The sequence below is a fragment of the Leucobacter chromiisoli genome (assembly GCF_016522505.1).
Classification (GTDB): Bacteria; Actinomycetota; Actinomycetes; order Actinomycetales; family Microbacteriaceae; genus Leucobacter; species Leucobacter chromiisoli.
This window is the reverse complement of record NZ_JAEHOH010000029.1, coordinates 1-22,641: the sequence shown is the minus strand read 5'-3', so window position 1 is coordinate 22,641 and position 22,641 is coordinate 1. Positions and strand designations below refer to the sequence as shown.

Here is a 22,641-nt window from a genome sequence, read left to right as displayed (position 1 = left end):
CCCTTGACTCATTGTCTGACATAGGCCTATTGTAGCCGTAACGGTGTCATTGTCAGACATAGTTGCGGGGATGGTTTCTCGGGTTCCCGGTCCTGGTTCACGATGTGGTGAAGGGCGGAGAGGTGATGGTGCGTCTATCTGCGGGGGATATCGATTTCGCGTTGGCGGAGTTGGCAGGGCTCTCGGAGGTGCGGCGGGAGTTGCCATTCCCTGTGGAGGAGTACGAGCGGCGACAGGCGCTCACGCGTGAGCGGATGGTCGAGGCGGGGTTGGACCTGCTGGTGGTGTCTTCTCCGGAGGGGATCGCGTGGTTGTGCGGGCATGCGCTGCGGTGGAACAAGGGGCAGAGCCCGACGGCGTGGCCGGCGTTGCAGTGTCTGGTGCTGCGGGCGGGGCAGGAGCGGTCGATCCTGTTCGAGACGGCGGAGCATGAGCACATGATCCGGGCGTATTCGATGGTGGAGGATTTCCGGTTGTCGGAGGCGGAGGATCTCGACAGGGTGCTGGCGCACATCGTGGGGGAGCTGGCGGGTGAGGGCTGGTTGTCGGGGGTCGTGGGGGTGGAGAAGTGGAGTTACATCCCGAATCGTGCGGTGGGTGAGGCTATGGAGGCGGCGTTGCGTGAGCGCGGGGTCGTGGATGTGGTGGACGCGAGTGTGTTGATGCGGCGGGTGCGGTCGGCGAAGTCTGATCTGGAGTTGGCGTATATCGAGCGGGCTGCGGCGGCTGTGGATGCGGGGTTGTTGGCGTTGGAGGGGGTGATTCGTCCGGGGGTGCGTGAGATCGATTTGTGGGTGGAGTTGATGCGGGGGATGGTGGCTGCGGGTGGGGAGCCTGCGGGGTTGCACGAACTCGTCACCTTCTCGCATCAGGCCGGTCATGCCTTCTCCGGGCAGCGTCGCCTGCGGATCGGTGACTACATTCATGCGGATCCCTGCGGCGTGGTGAACCACTATCACATGAATGTGGCGATGACGTGGTATGTGGGGGAGCTGCCCGAGGAAGCACGGCGTCTCAGCGAAGTGGCGGCGGGCGCTTACGACGTGCTCTGCAATGTCGTGAAGGCGGGTACCACTCACGGCGAGGCTTCCCGGGCCCTTCGCGCCTACTACGAAGATGCGGGCAGCTACGGCACCGGGATCCACAACTGGACCGGCGGTTACGAGCTGGGGTTGAGCTTCCCGCCCGACTGGGTCGGCGAGGCGGTGTTCACCGTCGGGGAGGATGACGACTCCGAGGAAGTTTTCCTGGAGAACCAGGTGTTCAACTACGAGAGCATCGTGCATTACTCGATGATCGACACCTTCGTGGTCGGACGCGAGGGCAGCCGTACCCTCTCGGGGCTTCCGCACGGGATCCGTGAAGTGCAAGTGTAGGAGCCGGGGGCTCGAGAGGAGAACGGGATCATGAAGCGAACGAGTCTTCCGCATCTGCGGGATCTCAGCAGGAGGGGCTTCCTCGCCGGCGGCGCGGGGACCGCGGTCCTCGCACTCGCGGGGTGCTCCTCGGAAGGAGGCGGGGGAGGCCGCGGGCTGGATGACGCCGAGGTCGCCGACCTCGCAGAGATCGACGGTGACCTCAACCTGCTGACATTCGCCGACTACTTCGCGCCCGAGGTGCTCTCCGGCTTCGAAGAGCACTACGACGTGAAGATCAACTACACCTACTTCTCCTCCGCCGACGAGGCGATCGCGAAGCTCAGCGCGGGCCAGCCCGTCGACGTCACGACCATGGGGTCGGAGCGAGTGCTGCAGATCGCAGAGAGCGGGCTGCTGAAGCGCGTGGATCACGATGCGATCGAGCACTACGGCGAGGTGCTGCCGGCGTTCGTCGTGCCACCCTACAACGGGTCCGACGAGGAGGCGAACGAGCTCACAGCACCGTTCGTCGCGGCTCCGTATGCCACGGGATCCGTAGGGCTAGCCTGGCGCACCGACCACGTGCAGGGCCTGACGGGGAGCTTCGAGGATCTCTGGTCGCACCCCGAGGCGAAGGGGCATGTCTACCTCTGGGACGTCATGCAGTTCACGATCTCGATCGTGCTGCACCGGCTCGGTCTGGATCCGAGCGAGGCGGGCGACACTGAGATGCGGCAGGTGCTCGAGGCGACCGAGGAGATCCGGCCGATCATCGGGGGCTTCGCAGGCATGGACACGACGCTGATCCAGAACGGGCAGGCCTGGCTCATGCCCGCCTACGCGGGCGACCTGTTCATCGCGATGCACGAGATGAACGAGGATCAGCGCGCGCTGTGGCAGTTCCAGACCAACAAGGAGAGCGCGCTCTTCAACGCCGACAACTTCATCATCCCCGCGGCCTCCGAGCACAGCGGCACCGCACTCTGCTTCATCGACTGGCTGCTGCAGCCTGAGAACATGCGGGTGAACGCCGAGTACGTGGGCTATCCGATCCCCACGACGACAGGGATGGAGGTCTACGAGGGGCTCGCCGCTGAGTATCCGTGGCTGCACATCGACGAGGAGATTTTCTCCGACACCACCCAGTGGCTGACACCGATCCCCGACGACCGCCTGCGGCTCTGGCAGCAGACCTGGAACACGATGAAGGCGGGCTGAGCGCTCAGGATGTCTCCTCTCCCAACGTTTCGCGCAGCATAGCGTCGATGTGCAGCGGGAGCATCACGCGCTCTCCGTTCTCCTGCTCTGCGAGGTGTTCGGGATCGCCGGGTGCGAGCACCCGGCCGAAGCCCGGGGCCGGCGGTAGTGAGGTCAGCCGTTCGCGAAATCCGGTGGCCCGCCGCTCCGCCTCGTCGTCGCCTCTGAGTACGCGCAGATCGATCGCGATGAGCAGGGCCCCGGTGTCGACGCGGGACCCGGGATCCTGCCAGAGGTCGACGGTTTCATGCGCGAACCTGCCGCCGCCCGCCGCGCCGGCGAGCAACTCGACGAGCACGGCGAGTGCCGAACCTTTGTGCCCGCCGAAGGGTGCCAGCGCGCCCCCCTCGAGTACGGCGCGCGCATCGGTCGTGGGTCGTCCGCTCCCATCGATGGCCCAGCCCTCCGGCAGCTCCGACGCGGAGGCCGCTGCCGAGACCACTCTCCCGTAGGCGCCGGCGCTCGTCGCCAGGTCAGCCGTGATGGGCCGCTCGCTCGCGGGGAAGGAGACCGTGATCGGATTGGTGCCGATCAGCGGGGTACCGCTGCCGTAAGGGGCGACGGAGGCGCCCGTCGTCGACGCGAGGATCGCCGCCGTGCCGGCGCGCGCGAGCTGCTCGGTCCAGTAGGCGCCTGCGCCATAGTGGGTGTTCCGCTGCACGGCCACGGAGGAGACCCCATGGCGACCCGCCAGACGGGATGCGATCCGCACCGCCTCCTGCACCGCGACCTGACCGAAACCGGACCCTGCGTCGACCACGGCGGTCGCGCCCGCTTCGCGCAGCACCGTCGGGCGGGCCGCCGGGTCGATACCGCCCGCTTCAATCGCGGAGAGATAGAGCGGGAGCCGCAGCAGGCCGTGGGAGTGGATCCCCCGCGCATCCGCCGAGACCAGCGAGCGGGCGACGAGCTCTGCGTCCTCGGCTCGTGCGCCCGCGCGACGCAGCGCGGCAGCGGAGCGGGCGGTGAGCTCCTCCCGCGGATGTTCCCTGCGGCTCGGGTTCTCGTCTTCCTGCACGGCACCCCTCCTTCGTGGACTGCGGCTGATCGGGAGGTGCGGACTCGAAGCGCGTCACGGTTCCCCGAGGTCAGTCCCGGTGCCGTTCGATGTGACCGATAAGCAGCATGGTCGCCCGATCCCCGTCACGGGCGACGAGGGCGTCGAGGATCGCCTGGTGGTCGTCGAGCAGTAGTTGCCGGTCCTGGAGGAAGCGGGCGTGGGTGAGCCTCGGCTTCGAGCCGAGGGCTCCGGTCACGAAGGCACCGACGCTGTCGGCGACCGCGTGCATGATGACCTGCACCAGCTCGTTGTGCGAGGCCTGGAGGAGGCCGGAGTGGAACTCCGAATCTCCGACGGCGAACGCCTCCTGATCGTCGATGCTTTCGTGCATGATCTCGAGGCCGCGCCGGGACCGCGCGAAATCGCGCGGCTCGGGCAGTACCGCCACGGCGCGGGCTGCGACGATCTCGAGGGCGAGGCGCAGCGAGTGCAGATCACCGCGCGAGACGCGTTTCAAGCGCAGCAGGTCGTCCACACTGTTGCGCAACGGCGCGGTGGGGCCGTCGATCGAAACGATCCGTGAGAGGGGTCGCCCGACCGATTCGACGAGGCCCTGGGCCTCGAGCACGCGGAGCGCCTCGCGCACCGAGGAGCGGCCTACGGAGAGGCTCTCGCTGAGCGCCTGCTCGGTCGGCAGCGCCTCTCCCTCCTGCAGCTCTCCGCTGAGGATGCGTTCCCGCAGCTGGGCGAGCACACGGTCGCTCGCCGAGGCCGGTCTCCCGGCCGATCCGGCTTGACCCGAGACGGGTGCCGCGGCGGATTCGGACGACGCCTCCGATGACTCGGAAGGTGTGTCGGCGGAGCGCTCGGCGCTTAGCGGGCCGTTCTCAACCCTTGACTCATTGTCTGACATAGGCCTATTGTAGCCGTAACGGTGTCATTGTCAGACATAGTTGCGGGGATGGTTTCTCGGGTTCCCGGTCCTGGTTCACGATGTGGTGAAGGGCGGAGAGGTGATGGTGCGTCTATCTGCGGGGGATATCGATTTCGCGTTGGCGGAGTTGGCAGGGCTCTCGGAGGTGCGGCGGGAGTTGCCATTCCCTGTGGAGGAGTACGAGCGGCGACAGGCGCTCACGCGTGAGCGGATGGTCGAGGCGGGGTTGGACCTGCTGGTGGTGTCTTCTCCGGAGGGGATCGCGTGGTTGTGCGGGCATGCGCTGCGGTGGAACAAGGGGCAGAGCCCGACGGCGTGGCCGGCGTTGCAGTGTCTGGTGCTGCGGGCGGGGCAGGAGCGGTCGATCCTGTTCGAGACGGCGGAGCATGAGCACATGATCCGGGCGTATTCGATGGTGGAGGATTTCCGGTTGTCGGAGGCGGAGGATCTCGACAGGGTGCTGGCGCACATCGTGGGGGAGCTGGCGGGTGAGGGCTGGTTGTCGGGGGTCGTGGGGGTGGAGAAGTGGAGTTACATCCCGAATCGTGCGGTGGGTGAGGCTATGGAGGCGGCGTTGCGTGAGCGCGGGGTCGTGGATGTGGTGGACGCGAGTGTGTTGATGCGGCGGGTGCGGTCGGCGAAGTCTGATCTGGAGTTGGCGTATATCGAGCGGGCTGCGGCGGCTGTGGATGCGGGGTTGTTGGCGTTGGAGGGGGTGATTCGTCCGGGGGTGCGTGAGATCGATTTGTGGGTGGAGTTGATGCGGGGGATGGTGGCTGCGGGTGGGGAGCCTGCGGGGTTGCACGAACTCGTCACCTTCGAGCGGCACACGGGGCATTCCTTCTCGAGCGACCGCAGATTGAGGGCCGGCGACATCGTCGAGGCGGACCCCTCCGGCGTCGTGCAGCACTACCACGCCAACATCGCGATGAGCTGGTACGTCGGCGAGATGCCGGACGAGGTCCGACGGCTCACCGAGGCCGCGGGCGGAGCCTACGAGGTGCTGCGTGCGGAGGCCAGGGCCGGTGTGACGATCGGCCGGCTCGGAGAACGGATGCGCGAGTACTACGAGGGGGTGGGACTCTGGGATCCGAGGATCGACTGCTACGTCGGCGGTTACGAGCTGGGGTTGAGCTTCCCGCCCGACTGGGTCGGCGAGATCGCCTTCACCGTCGGCACCCCCGAGAACGCGGACGTCGTGCTCGAGGAGAACCAGGTGTTCAACTACGAGAGCAACCTCCCGTTCCTGATGATCGACACTTTCGTGGTCGGACGCGAGGGCAGTCGCACGCTCTCGGGCCTGCCGCACCGCATGCGTGAGGTGCACGTATGAGCGCGACCGCATCACAGCACGGCGAGCGGCCTGGCGAGTACGACGGTGTGCGGGCGCGTAGTACCGCCATCGCGGTCGAGGGTGTCTCCAAGCGGTTCCCGACGGGCGAGCGCGACGTGCTCGTGGATGTCGACCTCACCATCGGAGACGGCGAGTTCTTCTCGATCCTCGGCCCCTCCGGATGCGGCAAGAGCACGCTGCTGAGAATCCTCGCAGGCTTCGAACGACCGTCGCGCGGGAGCGTGCGGCTCTTCAACGCCGACGTGACGGACACGCCGCCGAACAAGCGCGACCTGAACCTCGTATTCCAAAGCTATGCCCTGTTCCCGCACCTCTCCGTCTTCGGCAACATCGCCTTCGGGCTCAAGCGCAAGCGGCTCTCCAAGAGTGAGATCGACGCCCGGGTGAGGGAGGCCGTCACCCTCGTCGAGCTCGAGGGCCGTGAGGAGGCGAGGCCCCGCGAGCTCTCGGGCGGGCAGCAACAGCGCGTCGCGCTCGCGCGGGCGCTCGTCAACCGCCCTCGCGCGCTATTGCTCGACGAGCCGCTCGCCGCTCTCGACCTCAAGCTCAGGCAGGCGATGCAGGAGGAGCTGAAGCGCATCCAGCGCGAGGTGGGCATCACCTTCGTCTATGTCACCCACGACCAGGGCGAGGCGCTGGCGCTGTCGGACCGTCTCGCAGTCATGGCCGAGGGGCGGCTGCTGCAGGTGGGCACCCCTGACGAGCTCTACGAACGCCCCAGCGACCCCTTCGTCGCCCGCTTCATCGGCAGCTCGACCCTGCTCGAGGGAGTCGTCATCGACGGCGGATCCGTCGTCCGACTTGACGGCGGGGACGAGATCCCCCTTCCCGCCGGGACCGGCTCCGCAGACGGATCGCGGATCGGCGTCGTCGTGCGCCCCGAGCGCATCCGCGTCTCGCCCGACTCCGCCCAGGCGCGGGAAGCGGGCGGGGAACCGGCCCGGGCACCCGCTCCGGGCCTGCGTGCCGGCCTGCGGGGCACGGTCGAGGAGACGGAGTTCCTCGGCCCCTCCCGCACCTATCGGATCCGCACCGACGGCGGCGCCGTCGTCCGCGCGTCCGCCCCCAACTCCGGCCCCGGCGACGCCGTGTTCGCGATCGGCGATCGCGTGCGCGCGAGCTGGACCGTGAGCTCCGACGCGGTCGTCCCGCTCTGACCCTCCTCACCTCTTCCGAAGGAGCACCTCATGAATCGCACGACGCACAGGCTCGGCCAGGCCCGGCTCAGCCGCCGCGGCTTTCTGCTCGGCGGCGCCGGCGCGGCCGGCCTGCTGCTCGGCGGCTGCGCATCCGGAGACGGGGGCGGCGGATCGCTCGACGACGCGGAGATGGTGTCGAAGGCCGAGATCGACGGTGATCTGAACCTGTTCAGTTACGCCGAGTACTTCTCGCCCGACGTGCTCGCCGGCTTCGAGGAGCACTACGGCGTGAAGATCAACTACACCTATTTCTCGACGACCGACGAGGCGATGGCCAAGCTGTCAGCGGACCAGCCCATCGACCTCACCACGCTGCCCTCCGAGCGGATGCTCCCGCTCGCCGAAAGCGGCCTGCTCAAGCGGATCGATCACGATGCGATCGAGCACTACGGCGAGGTACTGCCGGCGTTCGTGGTGCCGCCCTACAACGGGTCCGACGAGGAGGCGAACGAGCGGACCGCGCCCTTCGTCGCCGCCCCCTACGCTACGGGCTCGGTCGGCATTGCCTGGCGCGACGACCGGGTGCGGGGGATGACAGGCAGCTTCGATGATCTCTGGAATCAACCCGATGCGGCCGGCCGCACCTTCCTCTGGGACGCCATGCAGCCCACGATCTCCATCATCCTGAGGCGCCTCGGCTACGACCCGGCCGAGGCTGCTGAGCAGGAGATGGAGGAGGCGCTCGGCGCCCTCGAAGAGCTCCGCCCCAGCCTCGGCGGCTTCAGCGGAGTCGACACCACCAACATCGAGAACGGGCAGGCCTGGCTGACCCCTGTCTACGCCGGCGACCTCTACAGCGCCCTCAACGCGATGCCCGAGGACCAGCGCGAACTCTGGCAGTTCCAGACCAACGAGGAGAGCGCGCTCTTCAACGCCGACAACTACGCGATCCCGGCCGCCTCCGAACACTCGGGCACGGCGCTCTGCTTCGTCGACTGGATGCTGCAGCCCGAGAACATGCGCACCAACGTCGAGTACGTCGGCTACCCGATCCCCACGACGACCGGCATGGAGGCATATGCCGAGCTGACGGCCGCCTACCCCTGGCTGCAGATCGACGAGGGCGTCTTCGCCGATACCGACCAGTGGCTCACCCCCATCTCTGACGACCGCCTGCGGCTCTGGCAGCGCACCTGGAACACCATGAAGGCGGGGTAGGTATGTCGAGGATCGTTCACGCCAAACCGGCGAAGCACTCGAGCGAGAGTGCGGCGGGCACCGGCTTCTGGCGCCTCATCACCGTTCCGGGCTCAGCATGGCTCCTGCTGCTCTACGTGGTGCCGCTGCTGCTGCTCGTCACGGTCGCCTTCACCACCGCAGACTTGGTGGGGCGGCCGCAGTGGGGATCGTTCTCGCTGGAGAGTTTCGGTGAGCTCTTCACGCCCATCTATTTGCCGGTGATGGGACGCACTTTCGTCTACTCGCTCGTGGTGGCGGCGGTCTGCCTGCTGGCGGGCTACGTGGTGGCCTACACGATCTCGCGTTACGGTGGCCGCTTCAAGCTGCTGCTCATCGTGGCGGTGCTGCTGCCCTGGCTCGTCGACTACCTCATCCGCATCTACGCGTGGCTGCAGATCCTCGGCTCCGACGGTCTGCTCGCCCAGGGGCTTGGCGCCCTCGGAACGGCCGGATCGACCGTGAACCTATTGGGCACTGACGCCGCGGTGGTGATCGGGCTGGTCTACAACGTGTTGCCGTTCATGGTGCTGCCGATCTATGTGGCGATCGAGTCAGTCGACCGGCGTCTGGAGGAGGCGTGCCGCGACCTCAACGGCACGGCCTGGGACGCATTCGTGCATGTGACGCTCCCGGCTTCGGTCCCCGGCATCGCCTCGGGGGTGACGATCACGTTCCTCATCACCTTCGGCGACTTCGCGACGGCGAGGATCCTCGGCGGCCCCGATCAGTACATGCTCGGCAACCTCGTGCAGGACCAGTTCTCGGGTCTCGGCGCGATGCCGTTCGGTGGTGCGGTGACGCTCTGCGTGCTCGTCGTGATCCTCGTCGTACTCGGAGTCTTCACTCGGATCAGTCGTGAGGCGGAACGGAGGTTGTCATGAGCGCGGCGACACCGGGAGCCGGGGGCGTTCGGCGCGTGGGCCGCACGTTGCTCTGGATCGTGACCGCCGGGGTGTTCCTGTTCCAGTTCGCGCCGGTCGTCGTGGTCGTGTTTTTCTCGTTCAACGAGTCCCGCTCGGTGAACTCGTTCACGGGTTTCAGCCTGGGCTGGTATGAGAAGTTCTTCTCCAACGCCGCGGCCCTTGAGGCGACCATGCTCAGCATCGGCATCGCCTTCGCCTGCGGCGTCGTCGCGGTGATCGTCGGCTCGCTGCTGGCACTCGGCATGCAGCGGCTGAGTCGGCGCGAATCCGCCGCGTCGAACCTGCTGATCGGCCTCGTCTTCACGACGCCCGAGGTTGCGATGGGCGCGTCGCTGCTGCTGCTGTTCAGCTCGATCGGCTTCACGCTGTCGCCGGTTACCGTGCTGCTCGGGCACGTCACCTTCTCGCTTTCCTACGTCGTCTTCGTCGTGAGGGCGCGTCTGAACTCGCTCCGCCTGGACGTCGAGGAGGCCGCGGCGGATCTCGGCGCGACACGCATGGAGACGCTGCGGCTCGTGATCCTTCCGCAGCTGTGGCCCGCACTGTTCGTCTCGTTCATGCTGGTGTTCCTGCTCTCGTTCGACGACTTCGTGACGTCGTTCTTCACGAGCGGGCTGGAGGCGCCGACGCTGCCGGTCTACATCTACGGCATGCTGCGGCGCGGCCTGACACCCGAGATCAACGTGATCGGCACGCTCATGGCGGTCATTGCACTGCTGCTGGGGTTGCTGGGCTGCCTGATCGCGGCGCGACGGGATCGGGCGATGATCCGCATACTGCAGTAGACGCTCTACGGAACGACGGACGAGAGGCGAGGAAGCGCATGGGCGCGAAAAGGCTGTTGATCGAGAACGGGCGGGTCTGGTTGCCGAGCGGCTACGTCACCGAGGACACGGTGCTCGTGGAGGGCGACCGGATCCGGGCGCTGGGCGATGAAGCGCAGGAGCTCGCTGCCGGGGCGGAGAGCCTCGACGCACGCGGCGGATCGGTGCTTCCCGGCTTTCAAGACGGACACGTGCACCCCTACCACTGGGCGCTGCGCGCGATGGACTGCAATCTTGAGGAAGCGGCCGACGGGCAGGAGGTGCTCGACACGATTGCGACCTTCGCCGCGGCGAACCCCGATCGGCCGTGGATCACGGGCGGCGGATGGGCGATGTCGGTCTTCGGCGGAAGCATGCCGACGCGGGAGATGCTCGACTCCGTGGTGCCCGACCGCCCCGCCTACTTCCCCTACACCGACGGGCATGGGGCGTGGGTGAACTCGAAGGCGCTCGAGATCGCGGGCATCGACGACGCAACGCCGGACCCGTTCACAGGCAGGATCGAGCGCGACGAACGGGGGCGCGCCACGGGCATGCTGGAGGAACTCGCGATGGACCTCGTCGCGGATCGGATTCCCGAACCGAGCGAGGCCGTGATAGACCGTGCCTTCGAGCGGGCCTACCGGCGTATGATCGCGTGGGGCCTCGTAGGCTGGCAGGACGCGATGGTGGGGCGCACCAAGAACTGGGTCGACAACCACGCCGGGTATCTGCGGGCGGTCGACTCGGGGCTGCTGCGCACGCACGTGGTCGGAGCGCTGTGCTGGGATCCGCTGCGAGGCCTCGAGCAGATCCCGGAGCTGATCGAGCAGCGGGAGCGCGCGTGGGCGACCGCTCCGTTCTTCAGCGCGAGCGCGGTCAAGGTCTTCCAGGACGGGGTGATCGAGAACTTCACGGCGGGCATGTTCGAGCCGTACCTCGACGCCTGCGGGCACACCACGGAGAACACGGGCAACAGCATCGTGGATCCGGAACTGCTCTGCGAGGTGGTGGCCGAACTCAGCCGCAACGGCTTCCAGGTGCACATGCACGCCCTGGGCGACCGCGCCGTGCACGAGGCGCTGAATGCCGTGGAGCACTCGAACCGTGTGAACGGGGATCAGGATCGCCGCCATACGATCGCGCACATCCAGGTGATCGACCCGGTGGACATCCCGCGCTTCGCCGAGCTCGGAGTGGTGGCGAACAGCCAACCGCTGTGGGCCCGGCACGAGGTGGAGATGGACGAGATGACGACGCCGTATCTCGGCGCGCGTCGCGGGCGGATGCAGTACCCCTTCGGCGCGCTCAAGGGGGCCGGTGCGGTGCTCGCGGGCGGCAGCGACTGGCCTGTGACGACGGCCGATCCGATCGAGATCATCCACACAGCCGTGACGCGATCCGGCTCCGGTGCGCAGGGCGAGGAACGGCGTCCCTTCCTCGGAGAGCAGGCGCTCTCCCTTGCCGACGCGGTGCGGGCGCACACCGAGGGCGTCGCCTACCTCAACCACGACGAGGAGCGATCGGGATCGATCGAGCCGGGGAAGGCTGCCGACCTTGTGATCATGGATCGGGACCTCTTCGACGCGCCGGTCTCCGAGATCGGTGACGCCTCCGTGCGGTACACGCTGCTCGCCGGCGACGTCGCATACGAGCACGAGGTGTGATCGCGCCCGCCCGAGCGACCTCTGATTCGGCGAGCACGGCAACTCGGCGCAGCCCGGCGACGCAGCCGTGCGCGTAGGCTGACCGAAACCGCGAAGACCGAAGGAGGCACATCATGCTCAGCGAACTCCTGGACCTCGAGCACCGCGGCTGGAGCTCCCTCTGCGACGGCACGGGAGCGGACTTCTACGGGCGGATCATGACCGAGAGCGGCGTCATGGTGCTGGCGCACGGGGAAGTCTTCGATCGCGGGGCGGTCGAAGACTCGCTTCGCGACGCGCCAGCGTGGCGGAGCTATGAGATCGCCGACGAGCGGCTGATCTCCCTGAGCGACGACCAGGCGATCCTCGTCTACACCGGCCGCGCCTACCGCGACGAGGAGGAGCCGGCGTTCGTCGCGCTCATGTCGAGCGTGTACACCCGCGACGGGGATGAGTGGAGACTCGCTCTCTACCAGCAGACGCCCGTTCCCGATCCGCACGCATCGCGATAACCCGGGATCCGGGAGCGTGGGCTCCACGCCGTGACATCCAGCCCCGCGACACGCCGCCCTGTGCTACCCCGCCCCGTGCCACCCCAGGGGCCCAGAGGTCAAGCCCCTCGTGTTTCTCCCGCTGATCGCGGAGTCTGAGAACGTCACGCGGGCGCATTCCTGAAGTCATGCGACGCCCGCCCAAGGTCAGGAGCATGAAGATGAGCAATCAGCACAGTCTTCCCCATGACGGGGACTCCGCGGCGGTCGCGGCGGAACGCGGCCCCACCCGGCGCGAGGAGGTCGTGGAACGGGAGCGCGATCGGTTCGGGGGGTTCAAGTGGGGCTCCGCGTTCTTCGGTTGGCTCACGGCGACCGGAACGGCGGTGCTGCTGACCGCCGTGCTCAGCGCCATCGGCGCGGGGGTCGGGCTGGGAGCGGCGGACGGAGATGTCCAGAGCGCGGCCGACGATCTGACCTCGAACGCCGACACCGTCAGCGTCATCGGCGCCGTTGCCCTCGCGATCATCCTCTTCGTCGCGTACTACTGCGGAGGATACGTGGCGGGGCGCATGGCCCGGTTCTCGGGGGTGAAGCAGGGCGTAGCCGTGTGGATCTGGGCGATCGTCATCGCGATCGTCGTGGCCATCGTGGTCGCCGTGGCCGGCGCGCAGTTCAACGTTCTGGGCAACCTCAACAGCTTCCCCCGCATCCCGATCGATGAGGGCGCGCTCACCGCGACCGGCATCGTCACCGCGATCGTTGTCGCGCTCATCAGCCTGGGCGGCGCCGTTCTCGGCGGGCTCGCGGGCATGCGCTACCACCGGAGGGTCGACCACGCGGGGCTCGGGCGCTGACCGACGCGCACCGCCGAACGGCAATCGCTAGGAAAGGAAACCAGCACCATGATCGATTCCAGCAACATCAACAGCATCTTCGACGCCCGGGTTCTCGATCGCGACGGCGCGAAGATCGGCACGGTGAAACAGGTGTACGTCGACAGCGAGAGCGGTCGCCCGCTGTTCACGAGCGTGTCGACGGGGCTCTTCGGCACCTCCGAGTCGCTCGTCCCCCTGCAGGGCGCGACGTTCGACGGGGACTGCCTGCGCGTCGGGTACGAGAAGGATACCGTCAAGGATGCACCCCGCATCGACGCCGACGGGGTGCTCTCGGACGAGGAGCAGGATCGCCTCTGGGACTACTACGCGGACGATTCCGCGGACGGCGACGGGAACGGGGAGACCGGCTTCGACGATGACGCCCGCGTTCGCGACACTCGCGACGCCCGGGGAGCGCACGGCGCTGACGGTGAGCCCCTCGTCGGGGGCGGGGCCCGCTCGGAAGAGCGGCGCGACCTCGGCGGAGAGGGCATCCCCACGGGACGCGTGCGCCTGCGGAAGGTCGTGGTGACGGAGCAGCGGAACATCACCGTGCCCGTGCAGCACGAGGAGGTCGTCCTGGAGCGCGACTCCATCGCCGACGAGAACGGGGACGATGCGAGGAGGGGCCGGGATCTTCCCGACGACGAGCTCCAGGCCACCCTGCATGAAGAGCCCGGCGAGGTGGTGGATCCGGAGGCCGACCGGCGGCACTAGCACCTGCGTCGACCGAGCAGCGTTCCGCTGTGCGGCCGCCGCGCCGTCAGAGCGCGGCGGCCGCGTGGCGCGCTCGCCCTATACGGCCGTGCGGTTCGGATCGCCCCAGAGGAGCGCACCGTCCTGCACCGCAATGCGCCCGTCGGTCAAGACCATGTGAATGTTGGCCTCGTCGTAGAAGGCGTCGATATCCTCAAGCGGGTTCGCGCGGAGGACAAGCAGGTCGGCGAGCTTGCCGGGTTCGAGCGTTCCGATGAAATCCGCCATTCCCACGGCTTCGGAGGACACCTTGGTCCCGGCGTGGAGCGCCTGGAACTTCGTCATCCCGTGCTGATTGAGGGCCTTGTACTCCCTGGCGCTGTACTCGCCGTAGCGCGTGAGCGGTTCGAAGACGGTGTCCGAGCCCAGTCCGATCTTGACGCCGGATTCGACCGCCAGTTGGAAGCTGTCCACGGCGCTTTGGCTGTAGCCCCGGCCGAAGTCGTGATCCCGGCACAGATAGAGATCCCGGTACAGGAAGGTGTCGGGTCGAATCTTCGACTGCGGGCCATCCTCGGAGAGCGGGATGAAGTCCCGGTACCAGTTGACGATGAGTTCGAGAGTGGGGATCAAGATCGTCCCCTGTCGCTTCATCTGCTCGACGAGCTCCTCGTCGAGAGACTCTCCGTGCTCGATCGTGTCGACTCCCGCGTCGAGCGCCAGCTTGATCGACTCGCGATTCTCGGCGTGGCACATCACACCGGTGCCCGTCTGGCGGTGGGCCTCCTCCACGATCATCTTCAGCTCTTCAGCCGAGTAGTGCACGTCGCCCATCCGGTCGTGGGGCCAGTTGTCCCCTCCGCTCGCCCAGACCTTGATCTGGTCGGCGCCCTCGCGCAACAGGCGTCGCACGCCCTTGCGCACCTCTTCCGGTCCATCGGCCATCAGGCCCCACACCGCATGGCTCTTCGTGTACTCCTCGGTGAACTGGAACATGTCGCCGTGCCCGCCCGTCCGCGAGAGACCCGGGCCGCAGGCGATGACCTTCGGGCCGGGCATGACGCCCTCGAAGAACATCCGCTTGAGGTAGAGGCCGTTCCACGAGACGTCCCGCGCGGCGGTGAAGCCGCGCTTGAGAACGGCCTGCGCTTCGTAGACCGAACGGATCGCACGCATGAGCATGGGCTCGCTCACGAGTCCGAGCTCCTGCTCCTCCACGCTCGCCCGCCCACCCGAGAGGTGCACGTGGCAATCGATCATGCCCGGCATCACCCAGTGCCCGTCCAGAGGGATCTCTCGATACTCCGGATCCCGGTGATAGTCCTGCATCGGGACGATGCGCTCGATCCGCTGGTTTCGGATGAGAACCGCCTGATTCTCGAAGATCTCCTCATGCAGGCCGTCGAACACACCCGCACCCAGCAGAGCCAAGCTCTCGTGTTTCTGCACCATGGCGTGCATCTCCTTTCATCGCCGCCCCGCACGGGACGGCTCTCAGATCAGCTGGAACGCAGGCCGACGACCTGCGCCACACGGTTCACGACCGATTCCTGATGGGGGGAGAGCTGCTGATCGGGCAGCTCATCGAGGTCGTCGAAGTAGTCGGTGTCGATATCGGAATCGACTCCGAGGAGCGCGGCGAGGATCTCCGCCCCGCAGAAGGGCACGTACAGCGGCGAGTACCCGCCCTCCTGCACGATGCCGAGGCGGCCGTGGCAGACTCGCTCCGCGAGCGCGATGCAGCGGCGGGTGAGGTCCGCAAAGGCCTGGTGCGAGAGCATCATGCGTCCCATCGGGTCCATCGCGCCCGAGTCGAGTCCGCTCGCGATCACGATGAGCTCGGGGGAGAACCGCTCGATCGCCGGCTCCACCACCTGTTCGAAGGCGTACTCGTACGCGCCTCGCCCGGATCCTGCGGGGAGCGGGATGTTGACGTTGCTTCGCTCAGCCGCGACGGATCCGGTCTCGTCGACGAATCCGCTGTCGGAGGGGTAGAGCCGATCCTGATGGATCGAGATGGTCAGGGTGTCGGGGTCATCCCAGTAGATCAGTTGAGCGCCGTTCCCATGGTGGACGTCCCAGTCGAGGATCGCCACTCGGCGGACGAGCCCCTCCGCTCGCAGTTTCTCGATGGCGACGGGCGTGTTCGCGAGGAGGCAGTACCCTCGTGCGCGATCAGGTTCGGCGTGGTGCCCCGGGGGTCGGACGAGCGCATAGGAAACATCGACCTCGCCTCGCAGCACGGCGGCCAATGCGGCGTGGGCCCCGCCTGCCGCAAGCTTCGCGATGTCGTAGGCTCCCGGCCCGAAGCCCGCGAAGTCGCCGAGTTCCCCGCCCCGCCCGGCCGATAGCTCCCGGAAGTCCTCGAGATACATCGCCGAGTGGACGCGGAGCAGATCCTCGTCCTCGAGATCGGTCGGCGGGATTCGTGCGGTGAGGCTCGCCAGACCGCTCCGCTCGATGAGGTTCATCAGCCGCCGCCGCGGGCTCGGCGTCTCGACGGGGGCGCCAGGCTCGGTATCGCCCCCCATGTCGAGGATCGACTGCTGCCAGAAGTAGCGTTCGTCGACCACGTAGCCGCAACTGCGCGGCGCGTTCTTCTCAGATCTCACGGTTCCTCTTTCTCCTTCTCCGCGTGCGTTCGGTCATCGTCCTGCCGTGATCGAGCGGCCTCGGCCCTGAGCTCTCTGACCCGCGCCAGGTCCCACTCCCTCGATGGCACCGATTCCAGCAGCAGGCGCGTGTAGACATGCTGCGGCTGCGTCAGAACGTGCGACGTCGGGCCGGACTCCACGATCCGCCCCTGCCGCATCACGACCAGGCGCTCGGCGAGGTAGGGCACGACGGCGAGATCGTGGGTGATGAAGAGATAGGCGATGCCGAGGGACTCGCGGATCTCGACGAGCAGATTCATGATCTGGGCTTGGATCGAGACATCCAAGGCCGCCACCGCTTCGTCGAGGATGAGCACTTCGGGGTCAAGGCAGAGCGCGCGGGCGATCGCGACGCGTTGCCGTTGCCCGCCCGAGAGGAAACGGGGGATCGTTCTGATCTCGCGTGCTCCGAGCCCGACGCGCTCGAACACCTCTGCACTCCGCCGTCTCCGGAGCTCACGGTCTCCGACCCCGTGCATGCGGAGGATCTCTTCGAGGGATTCCGCCGGCGACTGGCGCGGATCCAGCGCGAGGAGCGGATCCTGGAAGACGATCTGAATCTGTTTCGCCCGCTCGATCCGCCGCTTCCGAGAGCGGCGTCCGCGCTCGACGAGGGGCGTGCCGAAGAGGGCGATCTCACCGCTGTCGGGCTGCTCCAGGCCCATGATGAGTCGCGAGAGCGTCGACTTTCCCGAGCCCGACTCGCCGATGATGCCCAGTGACTCGCCGCGCCCGAGAGCGAATGAGACGTCTCGCACGGCGGTGATCGTGCCGCGTCCCGATCCGTAGGTCTTCGTGACATTCCGGACCTCGATCGCCTGCACCATAGTCAGACCTCCGCCCTGACGCATCGGACCCCGTCGTTCCCGATCGTGTGCATGGCGATGGGGGCGACATCGCAGAGTCCCGCGAGGCGGCGGTCGCAGCGCCCGGCGAAGAGGCACCCGGGCGGATCATCGTCGAGGCCCAAGGGCACCCCGGGAATGGGCCTGAGAGCCTGGGGACGAGGCCCGTCGAAGCTCACCTGAGGCGACGACTCGAGGAGGCCACGGGTGTAGGGATGCAGGGGTGCGGCGAGCAGCTCTTCGGTCTCACGATGCTCCATGACCTCTCCGCCGTACATGACGTAGGTGCGGTCGGCGACTGCGCTTGCGAGTTCGAGGTCGTGGGTGACGAAGAGCATGGAAAGCCCGCGCGATCGCTGCAGATCCTTGAGGATGGCGATGACCTCGGCCTGGCTGGTCACGTCCAGGGCGGTGGTCGGCTCGTCGCAGAGCAACAGCACCGGATCGGTGATGAGCGCTCCGGCGATCACCACGCGCTGCAGCATGCCGCCCGAGAGAGCCGACGGATACTGCTCGAAGATCTCTTCGGGACGCGGCATCTGCGAAGCCCGCAGCAGCTCGATCGCTTTCTGCTTGGCCTTGCTCTGCGAGAGGCCGTGATAGCGAGTGACGATCTCGGTCAGGAAGTCGCCCACACGGTGGAAGGGGTTCACGACATCTCGGGGATCCTGCCAGATCATCGAGACCGTGCGCCGCCGTAGCTCGCGGATGTCCCGTTCCGTCGCCGAGCGCAGGCTCTTTCCCGTCACGCGCACGTCTCCAGACCAGTCGGAGCCCTCTGGAAGCATTCGAAGCGCCGAACGGAGTGTCAGCGACTTGCCGCTGCCGGATTCCCCGACCAGGGCGACGCAGGAACCGGCGGCGACCTCCATCGACACGCGACGAAGCACCGGTCGTCGTACGCGGGCGTCGGCGAGCCTCACCGTGAGGTTCTCGATCTCGAGGACGTTCTCGGTCATGCGAAGCCGCCTCTCTTCTCCAGGATCCGTTCACCCACGTGGTTGAAGGAGACGACCGTGAGGACGATGGCGAGCGAGGGCCAGAGGATCGGCCCGAACGCACCCGAAAGGATGCCTGGCTGCGCTTCGGCCACCATGAGCCCCCAGTCGGCGGCCGGCGCTTGCACCCCGAGCCCCAGGTACGAGATCGCGGCGAGGTCGACCATCGCGTAGCCGAAGGAGAGCAGGCACTGCGAGAGGATCGTCGGGAAGACCACCGGGAGAACATGCTTCATGAGGGTGGAGAACTCGCCGGCGCCGAGCACTCTCAGCGACTGCACGTACAGGCGGTCGCGCTCCTGCATCACGAGGTTGCGTGTGAGTCGGGCGACGAGGGGGGTATAGGCGATCGCGATGCCGATGGACGGCGCGAGGATGCCCTTGCCGAAGAGCGCCACCGTGAAGACCGCGATCAGGAGGGCCGGGAATGCGAAGAGGAAGTCGATGACTCGGGAGACGATCACATCGAGGCTTCCCCGACTCCAGCCGGCGATCGCACCGATCAGGATGCCGCAGACGGACGAGATGGCGACCACCAGGAGCGGGCCGATCATGCTCGTTCGGGTCCCCATGATGAGGCGGCTGAGAATGTCCCTGCCGTTCTGATCCGTGCCGAGCAGATGACCGGGGCTGCCTGCAGGCGCATTGATGCGCGCGAGATCGATCGACTGCGGATCGAGTGGCACGAGCCAGGGCGCCAGCACGGCGGCGAGTATCACGAGCGCGAGGAAGCCGGAGCTCAGCCAGGTGGCCCAGTCGAAACGAAGGTGCTTCTTCCCCAGATACGGTTGGAGCAGCACGCTGGTATTCGCCATCGAAGTCACCTCCTCATCCGGGGGTCGATGAGCGGCAGGAGCAGGTCGATCACCATGTTGGTGAGGATGAAGGCGGCGACGATGATCATCGCGATGGCCTGCACGACCGAGAAGTCGATCGAGCGCACCGATTCCACGAGGAGAGAGCCGAGGCCGTTCAGGCCGAAGGCGACCTCGACGATCTGACTGGTGACGAGCAGGCCGGCTATCAGGCTGCCCGAGAGGGTGAGCACCGGGACAAGACCGTTGCGCACCACATGATGTCTGAGCAGATAGGGGCCGGTGATGCCTCTCGCGCGTGCCGCGTCGAGCCGCGTGCTCGTCGCCTCGCGTCGGAATGAAGAACGGGAGACCCGGGCCACGATACCGGCGTACGACAGGGCGAGCGCGAGTGCCGGCAGTGTGAGGTGGTGGATGCGCTCGAGGAGGGAGCCGCCTCCTGAGCCGAACGCCGGGAACCAGGAGAGCTGGGCGGAGAAGATGTAGATGAGCAGCAGCGCGCCGATGAACACGGGAACCGAGGAGGCGATAGAGGTCGTCGCGACCAGGCTTCGATCCACCCACCCCGGTTTCAGGGCCGAGAGCAGCCCCAGCATCAGGCCGACGATCACGATCAGCAGTGCGGAGAGGCCGATCAGCAGCGCCGTGGTCGGGAGGCGGCTCGCGATCAGCCCGGCCACATCCTGACGGAACTGGAGCGATTGCCCGAAATCCCCGGTCACGAACCCGGTGAGCCAATCCCAGTAGCGGACGAGGAAAGGATCGTCCAGCCGGTACTGATCGCGCACGGCGGCGACCGCCTCGGGCGTCACCTTCCTGCCGCGCAGCAGCGTGGCGACAGGATCTCCGGGCACGAGATAGAGGGCGCCGTAGACCACGAAACTCGTCACGAGAAGGGTGACGAGCGCGCCTCCGACACGCTTCATGAGCGATACCGCCATGCTGGCTCCTCACTTGCTCGACAGCGGCTGAGTGGCGCAGGCGCCGGCACGACCTTCGGTTCTGGTCTGCCGAGCCGCCTGCGACCGCGCGGGCCCGCCGCGCTGACTCGGTTCTCTGCTTAGCCCTCGGCGCCCCCGCCACCGACATCGGCGGCCCACGGCCGGTAGAGGTAGGCGTGCGAGGTGGTCGCGCCGGTGATGTCCGGGCCCTGGTACACGCGGGTGTACTGAGACACCAGGGGGAAGAAGAGGTACTCCTCGTCGAAGATGCCCTGTACCCGCGTGACCATCTCGGCCCGCTCCTCGTCGTCGGTCGTGGCCCGTGCTTCGACGATCATGTCGTCGACCTCGGGATTCGAGTACGCGGCGACGTTGAAGACGCCTTCGCTGCCGAAGAAGTTGTAGTAGGCGACGGGTTCGGGGAAATCGAGGTACCCGTTCCAGATCATGAGGTGGATGCCCTCCCGCGCCGATTCGTCGAAGTAGAGGGGCAGATATTGAGCCCCCGACATGCCCTCGAGCTCGATCTTGAGACCGATCTGCGAACCGGCGTCCTGTACTGCGGCGGCAACCTGGCCGTCCTCGGGCAGCGAAGTGTCGTAGGCGAAGACGATCGGGTCGGCGGGCGCACCCTCTGCCTCGACGATCTTCTTCGCTTCCTCGATATCCTGCTCGCCCGCGAGGAGCTCATCCCAGGCCGTCTGGAAGACGTCCTCCGCGTACCCCCAGCTTCCTCTGGGCGTGAGCGCCTTGTTCGGCTCGGCGGTGCCCTTGAAAATGCCCTCTCGGATGCCCTCGTAATCGATCGCGAGTGCGAGCGCGCGACGGAGCTCCTTGTTCGCGAGGGGGCCCGCATTCACGTCGATCACCGATACGTTGAACATGCCGAGTCCTCGGCCGAAGGTGACCGTCCCCTCTCCGGCGCGCAACTGGTCGATCGAGGAGACCGGGAACGCGATGGCACCGTCGATCTCGCCGTTCTGCATCGCCGTGGTCGCCGAGGCCGTGTCGGTGTTGAACGTGAATCGGATCTCCTCTGCCAGCGGCTCCTCCGACTCGATGTTCCAATAGTCCGGGTTCTTCTTGATCAGAACGTGCTCGCCCTTCGCCCACTCCTCGAGCGTGAAGGGGCCCGAGCACATGATTCCGCCATCGGGGTTGGCGTAGGAGGCACCGGCCGCTTCGGCGAATTTCTTCTGATGCACCGCACCCGGAGGTGCGGACAGCACGTTGTACAGGGTCACATCCGGCTGCGAGAGCCTCATCGTCACCTGCTTGTCGCCCGTCTGCTCGATGCTCTCGACGAAGTCGAAGTGCGCCGACCAGGAGGACGCGAGTTCCGGGTCGTCGAGGCGATCCAGGCTCCAGATCACGTCCTCGGGGGTCACCGGCGAGCCATCCCAGAACGTGGCCGCGGGATCGATGTCGATCACGTAGGTCGTGTCGTCAGGCTGTTCGACGGTCGCCACGTTCGGCTTGATCGTGTAGTCGGGCTCGACCCGGAGCAGGCTCTCGCAGAGGTTGCTGACCACCGGGCTGTTCGATTCCGAGGCCGAGTACGCCGGGTCGAGACTCGAGGGCTCTCCGTAGGGCAGGTTCCACGTGAGCCGGTCGAGCGCCTCGGTGCCGCGAGGGGTGACATCCACGATGGACTCGGCATCGACGCCCTCGCGAGGGCCGGTATCTCCCGCGCCGCCACCCGAGCACGAGGTGAGGGCGAGTGCGCCGATAGCGATAAACGGCAGGGTCAAGGATCGGATTTTCTTACCCATAAGTGCAGTTCCTTCTCTGTCGGCACCGTTGCAGACGGAATGAGTATGTCGCGGAAGGCAGTAGTTTGTCAATCATGACAAACTACTTGCGGCATCATGTTGATGTCGGGCCATGAGCCGCATCTTCTCCGCGACGAAGGCTGCAGCTCCCGACCGTGCAGAAAGGTGACGAAATGCGTCCAGATCTCTCGGAGGTGCGCCGGAAGCAGATCCTCGACGGGGCGACGAGGTGCGTTGCGCTGCACGGGGTCGAAGCGCTGACGCTGGCATCGGTGGCCGACGAGGTCGGCATGTCGAGAAGTCACATCCGTCACTACATGGGCAATCGGGATGAACTCCTGCAGGCACTCGTGAAGCACCTCGGCAGTCGCTACTCTGAACAGCTCAGCATGGCGGTCGAGGCCGCCGACCCGTCACGCCGCGTCGAAGCGGCTCTGGATCATCTCTTCGGGGATTACTGGGACGAGGATCTCCCAGAGGACAGCGCCGCGATCGACGCGTTGATCGCGTTCTCCGCGAACAGCCCTGAGCGCGGGCTGACGCTGCTGCCCTACTACCTCGGCATCGAATCTCTGCTGACGAAGATACTCGGGGCCGGTCAGGTGGAGATCGATCCGCGGACGGGGGATGTCGCGTACTCGATCCTCTGCCTGGCGTACGGAAGCTCGAGCATGCGCACGATGGGCTTTCCGAGGGATCGTCGCGACGCCGCCCGGGCCGTCGCCGATGCGATCACCGGAGAGCTGCTCGGCTGAGCCCGACGGCGCTAGCTGTACCCGGCCATGAGGTTGGTGGTGGTGCGGGCCTTGTGAAAAGGGAGAACCTCCGGGCTTAGTGGAGATATCTGACGTCTTCACGAACTCGGAGGTTCTCATGTCCCACCGTAACGCCCGTCTGA

At 66.8% G+C, this 22,641-nt stretch carries 21 protein-coding genes; 12 read left to right on the top strand and 9 right to left on the bottom strand.

Annotated elements, in window-relative coordinates:
- Nucleotides 1–104: 104 nt before the first annotated feature.
- Together JD276_RS15455 and JD276_RS15450 are read left to right on the top strand one after the other, a co-directional pair.
- The gene (locus JD276_RS15455; protein WP_200116563.1) at nt 105–1,376 is read left to right on the top strand and encodes a M24 family metallopeptidase; all 1,272 of its coding nucleotides are present in this window, start codon (nt 105–107) and stop codon (nt 1,374–1,376) included.
- Between the two features lie 30 nt (nt 1,377–1,406).
- Nucleotides 1,407–2,576: an ABC transporter substrate-binding protein gene (locus tag JD276_RS15450; RefSeq protein ID WP_200116562.1), complete on the top strand. Its 1,170-nt coding sequence runs from the start codon at nt 1,407–1,409 to the stop codon at nt 2,574–2,576.
- A 4-nt stretch (nt 2,577–2,580) separates the two neighbouring features.
- Here JD276_RS15450 and JD276_RS15445 read toward each other — a convergent pair whose 3' ends face one another.
- The gene (locus tag JD276_RS15445) at nt 2,581–3,633 is read right to left on the bottom strand and encodes an Ldh family oxidoreductase (RefSeq protein ID WP_200116561.1); all 1,053 of its coding nucleotides are present in this window, start codon (nt 3,631–3,633) and stop codon (nt 2,581–2,583) included.
- Between the two features lie 70 nt (nt 3,634–3,703).
- Nucleotides 3,704–4,369, bottom strand: a complete 666-nt coding sequence (locus tag JD276_RS15440; RefSeq protein ID WP_200116560.1) for a FadR/GntR family transcriptional regulator — start codon at nt 4,367–4,369, stop codon at nt 3,704–3,706.
- Nucleotides 4,370–4,667: 298 nt separating this feature from the next.
- On the opposite strand from JD276_RS15440, the gene JD276_RS15435 reads away from it, so the two are divergent.
- The 9 genes from JD276_RS15435 (at nt 4,668) to JD276_RS15395 (ending at nt 13,739) form a co-directional block, all read left to right on the top strand.
- Complete coding sequence (locus JD276_RS15435; protein ID WP_200116559.1) at nt 4,668–5,882, top strand: M24 family metallopeptidase; 1,215 nt, start codon at nt 4,668–4,670, stop codon at nt 5,880–5,882.
- Nucleotides 5,879–7,060: an ABC transporter ATP-binding protein gene (locus JD276_RS15430; RefSeq protein WP_200116558.1), complete on the top strand. Its 1,182-nt coding sequence runs from the start codon at nt 5,879–5,881 to the stop codon at nt 7,058–7,060. Before JD276_RS15435 ends, JD276_RS15430 begins: the two co-directional genes overlap by 4 nt.
- A gap of 30 nt (nt 7,061–7,090) precedes the next feature.
- Entirely contained in the window at nt 7,091–8,260 is a 1,170-nt protein-coding gene (locus JD276_RS15425; RefSeq protein ID WP_200116557.1) for a polyamine ABC transporter substrate-binding protein, read from the top strand.
- Between the two features lie 2 nt (nt 8,261–8,262).
- On the top strand, nt 8,263–9,162 hold the full coding sequence (locus tag JD276_RS15420) for an ABC transporter permease (protein WP_200116556.1): 900 nt from the start codon (nt 8,263–8,265) through the stop codon (nt 9,160–9,162).
- A complete protein-coding gene (locus tag JD276_RS15415; RefSeq protein WP_200116555.1) occupies nt 9,159–9,989 on the top strand; it encodes an ABC transporter permease in 831 nt (276 codons plus the stop codon). Before JD276_RS15420 ends, JD276_RS15415 begins: the two co-directional genes overlap by 4 nt.
- A gap of 38 nt (nt 9,990–10,027) precedes the next feature.
- Nucleotides 10,028–11,674, top strand: a complete 1,647-nt coding sequence (locus JD276_RS15410) for an amidohydrolase (protein ID WP_200116554.1) — start codon at nt 10,028–10,030, stop codon at nt 11,672–11,674.
- A gap of 113 nt (nt 11,675–11,787) precedes the next feature.
- Nucleotides 11,788–12,165, top strand: a complete 378-nt coding sequence (locus JD276_RS15405; RefSeq protein WP_200116553.1) for a nuclear transport factor 2 family protein — start codon at nt 11,788–11,790, stop codon at nt 12,163–12,165.
- Nucleotides 12,166–12,365: 200 nt separating this feature from the next.
- Nucleotides 12,366–13,001, top strand: a complete 636-nt coding sequence (locus JD276_RS15400; RefSeq protein ID WP_200116552.1) for a hypothetical protein — start codon at nt 12,366–12,368, stop codon at nt 12,999–13,001.
- Nucleotides 13,002–13,049: 48 nt separating this feature from the next.
- Nucleotides 13,050–13,739, top strand: a complete 690-nt coding sequence (locus JD276_RS15395) for a PRC and DUF2382 domain-containing protein (RefSeq protein ID WP_200116551.1) — start codon at nt 13,050–13,052, stop codon at nt 13,737–13,739.
- Between the two features lie 78 nt (nt 13,740–13,817).
- Here JD276_RS15395 and JD276_RS15390 read toward each other — a convergent pair whose 3' ends face one another.
- The 7 genes from JD276_RS15390 to JD276_RS15360 all read right to left on the bottom strand — a co-directional run bounded on the left by JD276_RS15390 (nt 13,818) and on the right by JD276_RS15360 (nt 21,722).
- Entirely contained in the window at nt 13,818–15,170 is a 1,353-nt protein-coding gene (locus JD276_RS15390) for a metal-dependent hydrolase family protein (RefSeq protein WP_200116550.1), read from the bottom strand.
- 47 nt (nt 15,171–15,217) lie between these two features.
- Nucleotides 15,218–16,330 carry a histone deacetylase-like amidohydrolase gene (locus JD276_RS15385; RefSeq protein WP_200116549.1) on the bottom strand — a complete coding sequence of 371 codons (1,113 nt, stop codon included), beginning with the start codon at nt 16,328–16,330 and terminating at the stop codon, nt 15,218–15,220.
- Nucleotides 16,327–17,199, bottom strand: a complete 873-nt coding sequence (locus tag JD276_RS15380; RefSeq protein ID WP_233615805.1) for an ABC transporter ATP-binding protein — start codon at nt 17,197–17,199, stop codon at nt 16,327–16,329. Before JD276_RS15380 ends, JD276_RS15385 begins: the two co-directional genes overlap by 4 nt.
- A 2-nt stretch (nt 17,200–17,201) precedes the next feature.
- Complete coding sequence (locus JD276_RS15375; protein ID WP_200116547.1) at nt 17,202–18,176, bottom strand: ABC transporter ATP-binding protein; 975 nt, start codon at nt 18,174–18,176, stop codon at nt 17,202–17,204.
- Nucleotides 18,173–19,030 (bottom strand): ABC transporter permease, encoded by an 858-nt coding sequence (locus tag JD276_RS15370; RefSeq protein ID WP_200116546.1) that lies wholly within the window; start codon nt 19,028–19,030, stop codon nt 18,173–18,175. The genes JD276_RS15375 and JD276_RS15370 overlap by 4 nt, the downstream gene beginning before the upstream one ends.
- 5 nt (nt 19,031–19,035) lie before the next feature.
- Nucleotides 19,036–19,971: an ABC transporter permease gene (locus tag JD276_RS15365; RefSeq protein ID WP_200116545.1), complete on the bottom strand. Its 936-nt coding sequence runs from the start codon at nt 19,969–19,971 to the stop codon at nt 19,036–19,038.
- Between the two features lie 119 nt (nt 19,972–20,090).
- The gene (locus JD276_RS15360) at nt 20,091–21,722 is read right to left on the bottom strand and encodes an ABC transporter substrate-binding protein (protein WP_200116544.1); all 1,632 of its coding nucleotides are present in this window, start codon (nt 21,720–21,722) and stop codon (nt 20,091–20,093) included.
- A gap of 194 nt (nt 21,723–21,916) precedes the next feature.
- Here JD276_RS15360 and JD276_RS15355 point away from each other — a divergent pair, with 194 nt between their 5' ends.
- A complete protein-coding gene (locus tag JD276_RS15355; protein WP_200116543.1) occupies nt 21,917–22,498 on the top strand; it encodes a TetR/AcrR family transcriptional regulator in 582 nt (193 codons plus the stop codon).
- Nucleotides 22,499–22,641 lie beyond the last annotated feature (143 nt).